Annotated in this window: 3 protein-coding genes and 1 riboswitch; all 3 genes read right to left on the bottom strand. The window is 49.2% G+C overall.

From position 1 onward, the window contains the following. Positions 1-238: 238 nt before the first annotated feature. Positions 239-949, bottom strand: coding sequence for a precorrin-2 C(20)-methyltransferase (locus QUA99_RS32440; RefSeq protein ID WP_333245599.1), 711 nt, complete (start codon positions 947-949; stop codon positions 239-241). Then, entirely contained in the window at positions 946-1575 is a 630-nt protein-coding gene (locus QUA99_RS32435; RefSeq protein WP_333245602.1) for a precorrin-8X methylmutase, read from the bottom strand. The genes QUA99_RS32440 and QUA99_RS32435 overlap by 4 nt, the downstream gene beginning before the upstream one ends. Before the next feature lie 136 nt (positions 1576-1711). Next, a complete protein-coding gene (cobG, locus tag QUA99_RS32430; RefSeq protein WP_333245605.1) occupies positions 1712-3295 on the bottom strand; it encodes a precorrin-3B synthase in 1584 nt (527 codons plus the stop codon). A gap of 8 nt (positions 3296-3303) precedes the next feature. Next, a riboswitch (adenosylcobalamin-variant (AdoCbl-variant) riboswitch) is annotated at positions 3304-3383 on the bottom strand. Positions 3384-3520: the final 137 nt, after the last annotated feature.

The following is a 3520-nucleotide window of genomic DNA, read 5'->3' as shown; positions in this document are numbered from 1 at the left end:
TTGTGGTCATGGTCTTATGATTGCTTTATTTGGTTTTCAATGTTCGTGACGGCTTTGTGTTCCGCCATGTAAATAAATGTAAAGCATATTCTAAAGTTTGTAAAGTATTTTAACAACAAATATACTGATGAGAGTCATAAGGTTGAGTTATAAATATCAGGAATACTGGATAAATGGGCAAGAATGCACAAAAAAGTAGGGAAAGCCTGGAAGCGCGTCGCCTTCAGGCATGGAAATATTAGGATACAGACTTTTGCTGGCTGGGTATCATAATGAGAGCCCAATAGGGAACTTCAGCGGGATCGACATCTGCGATCGCCCGAATTCGCTGATTCGGCATAGTTGCGCGTTCTATATACAGTGCTCGATCGAACTGTCCCAACTCAATCAGCACGTCCCGGACTTTCGCAAAATGCCGGCCCAGCTTAATAATCACCGCAGCATCAACAACCGCCAGCCGATCGCGCAAAACCTCAGCATCCAGCGTCGCAGGCATAATACTTAACACATCGTTACGATAAGTCAGCGGCACTCCCAACGCAGCCGCACTCGCCATTGTCGAAGAAATTCCCGGCACAACTTCAGTGGTAAATCTCGCCGACAAACGGTTGAATAGATACATAAACGAGCCGTAGAGAAAAGGTTCGCCCTCACATAGCACCGCCACATCCTGTCCCTGGCTCAAATGTGCGGCAATTTTCTCGGCAGCAACATCATAATAAGGTTGAGACGATCGCGTCGGACTAAAAGGCAACGGCATCGGAATCTCAATTTGCTCCGGGCGCAGATAATCTGCGACGATCGCCCGCGCCAGCACCTTACCATTTTCCATCGCCGGATAGGCAATCACCGGCACCGATTGCAAAATCCGATAAGCTTTCAAAGTAATCAATTCTGGATCGCCAGGGCCAATACCCAAACCGTACAATTTACCATTCGCCTCAGTCATAATTCATCCTTTTTCGCTAACGCATTCACGGCCGCCGTTGCCATTGCACTGCCACCGCGCCGCCCGTGCAACGTAATAAATGGCACTCCCCGACTGTTGGCGGCCAGTTCGGCTTTGGATTCAGCAGCCCCCACAAATCCTACCGGGAAACCCAAAATTAAAGCCGGTTTGGGTGCTCCGGCATCCAGCATTTCCAGCAGTCGGAACAAAGCAGTCGGGGCATTGCCAATTGCCACAACGGCACCCTGCAAGTTGTCTAGCCACAAATCCACGGCTGCGGCGGATCGAGTATTTCCCATTTGCCGCGCCAACTCCGGGATTTCGGAATGCCAGAGGGTGCAAATCACCTGATTGTCAGCGGGAAGGCGTTTGCGAGTGATGCCTTCGGCCACCATCCGGGCATCGCACAGGATGGGCGCACCTGCTGAGAGGGCTTGGCGTCCGCAGGTTGCGGCCCCGGGCGAAGCTGCTAAATCTGCAACAATATCGGTCATGCCGCAACTGTGAATTAGTCGCACGGCTACCGATTCTAAATCGGGCGGCAAGGTTGACAAATCTGTTTCGGATCGAATTGTGGCAAAAGATTTGATGTAGATTTCTGTTCCGTCTCGAATGTAGTCAATCATTCTTTAAAACTGCTGTGGAAATTTTGTGGGATTTGTGAAATAGATTTTTTGAATGAACCGCGAAGGCGCAAAGAACGCGAAGGAAGAAATATCAAGGGAAATGCTTAAAAATTGTCAGTTTTAATGGGATATTTTTTCACCTTAAATTCCATTTTTCGGTGTTCAAGAACTCCTGTAATTGGTCGATCGCCTGCCGATCGACAAACTCACCAAATGACTCCAAAGGCTCTCGAAACCGCTGATATACCTGCAACATTCGCTCGATCGCACCGGGCATCTCGACCGCACTCACCGCCTGAAAAATTGGTCGTCCGAAGGGTAAATTTTTTCTACCCGCATAAATGTTGTAACCTGCGATCGTCTCGTGTTCTCGCTCAATCTGAATTCCCACCAGCGTGATATCAATTGGGCGGTGCTGGGCGCAGGACTTTTGGCAACCGCTGAAATGAATGTTAATCGGCCCGTCGATCGTCAATTTTTGCGCTAAATGCCTCGCCATTGCTAGGGCGTGACTTTGAGTATCTGTCGCCGCCGACGCACAGCCGCTGCTGCCTGCACAAGCCACCAAGCACGAATCTAGGCGAGTCGCCGATGAGTGCAATCCCAAATCGGCGATTTGCTGTTTTACCTCAAAAAGCTGGGAGTTGGGGATATCAGAAATCAACAGATTTTGCCACGGCGTAAGTCTCAGGGTACCGCTGGCTAGATTTTGGGCTAAATTTGCCAAATTCCGCAGTTGATTTGATTCTAGCTTACCTAGGGGCAGTGCAATTCCCATGTAGGAGAAACCGGACTGTTGCTGAGGGTAAATGCCGAGATGTCGGGATTGTTCGATCGCCCTTGCAGATGAGTCGATCGATCGGGCGGGCAAGATGCCCACCCCACAAGGAAATTCACTCTTGGTGCAACAGGCATCTTGCCTGTTTTTGGGAAAGGTGCAAGATGTGAATTGCAATAAAAATGGTAAATTCTGCTGTACCCGTTCTAGATAACTTTCAACACCCCTATCTGCCAAGAGGTGACGCAAACGCGGCTTTTTCCCATCAATTCGAGGATGATTTTTTGTGTATTCAAGATAGGCGCTAGCGAGGGCGGCTAATACTGAAATACATTGCGATTCTTGGATTAAAATTCCTGTATCGCCGTTTAAATGCAGCCGAAAAACGATTTCTGATTGGATTGAAAGCGCTTCAGCAGCTAATAAAATATCGTTGCGTAAATCGCGGATCGAAACCGATTCCCCGCCGTCGAGGCCAATACTGAACTTAGGCGAAAGTTCCGACAATTCGGGATGTGTTTGCAGGTAATCATCCCAAGCTTTCACTAGCGGGCGAGTATCGAGTAACTGCTGGCGATCGATCCCTGCTGTCGGACTTGCCATAATATTGCGAATCGGGTCAACTTCAACGCGGCGAGACGCTATCCCCAATTCCTGCAAGCGGTTCCAGACTTCCGGGGGAATGGACGAGTGCAATTCTCGGATTTGCAAATTTGCCCGATTCGTCACTTGCAAACAGCCGCTACTGTATTGATCTGCCAAATCGGCGATCGTCCAACACTGCTGCGCGTTTAAAATTCCCCCCGGAATCCGCATTCTCGATAAAACTCCGTCTCGGGCGATCGAACCGTAAAATAAACCCGGACAAGTCGGCAAATCAGTCAAAGCTAACAAATAATCTCCTCCCCGTGCTGCGCAGGGAATCCAAAAGTAAACGCCCACAAAGCGCCCCCGAAATCGGCATTCTGACTTTTACAGTTGCGGCACAGCGCCGGAGTTGCACCGGACTTTCCCGCTTTCAGGTTTTAGAAAGGTATCATGAGCTGACCCACAGAAAGCAAAACCCTCAACTTTCTTAACAAAATTCCTGGCGATCGCCCATCTCTCTCCTGTCATCAGCTTTCCTAATCACACTCATCAGTTAAACTGTCGCCAAACCCCTTTACA

The organism is Microcoleus sp. F10-B2, assembly GCF_036704965.1.
Lineage (GTDB): Bacteria > Cyanobacteriota > Cyanobacteriia > Cyanobacteriales > Microcoleaceae > Microcoleus.
The sequence above is the reverse complement of the archived record's forward strand: the minus strand, read 5'-3'. Positions and strand labels throughout refer to the sequence as shown.